Origin of the sequence: Streptomyces sp. NRRL WC-3549 (assembly GCF_000721935.1) — a bacterium.
Lineage (GTDB): Bacteria > Actinomycetota > Actinomycetes > Streptomycetales > Streptomycetaceae > Streptomyces.
The window spans coordinates 194,138-194,915 of sequence record NZ_KL585391.1 but is presented as its reverse complement, the minus strand read 5'-3'; the positions used below and the strand labels follow the sequence as shown (position 1 = coordinate 194,915).

General features: G+C 77.9%; 1 pseudogene. It reads left to right on the top strand.

The window, feature by feature from the left end:
• Positions 1-562: pseudogene (locus IH13_RS40085) on the top strand (ribonuclease E/G); the annotation flags it as partial.
• Positions 563-778 lie beyond the last annotated feature (216 nt).

The window sequence follows — 778 nt, the reverse complement described above, 5'->3', positions numbered from 1 at the left end:
GGGTGCGCCGAAGCAGGCCGACGTGCCGCAGCCGGTCCGGCCGGTCGAGCCCGCGGCGGAGCCGGTGGCGATGGAGGACCCGGTGGCCCCGCCGCCGGCCACCGAGCCCGCCCCCGCCGCCGAGCCGCAGGCCCCGGCCGCCGAGGAGGAGCCCGCGCCGGCCGCCCCGCCGCGTGCCCGTCGCCGGGTGACCCGCAAGGTCACCGCCCCGGCCGGTTCGCCGGAAGGCGCCGAGGCGGCGGAGGTCGTCGTGGTCGCGGACACCCCCGCGGCCGAACAGGGCGCCACCGACGGCGCGTCCGAGGGCGAGCCGTCCGAGGAGGCCGGGGCGCCGGCCAAGAAGACGGCCCGCAAGGCCGCCAAGAAGGCGCCGGCGAAGAAGGCGGCCGCCAAGAAGACGGCCACCGAGCCGGCCGCGAAGAAGACCGCCGCGAAGAAGACCACGGCGAAGAAGACGACGACGAAGAAGACGACGGCGAAGAAGGCAGCGACGAAGAAGACCGTCGCCGCCGAGCAGGCGTCGCCTTCCGTGACGGCCTCGGCCCCCGTCGACGAGTCGTGACGCCCGGTCGGCGGGCGGCTTCCTGACCGTCCGCCCGAAGGTCCGTGTCCCGCCCTCGCACCATGGGGGCGGGACACGCGGCCTTTCCCCCCGAGTCGGACCGCGAGGCCCACGGCGCGCGGTCTCGTCGCCGAGGCACCGGCGGTGCCGGGGGCCGACGCGGCTTCGGGATCCCCGCTCGGTCCGGAGTGCCGACGGCCGGCCTCAGGCCGGCTT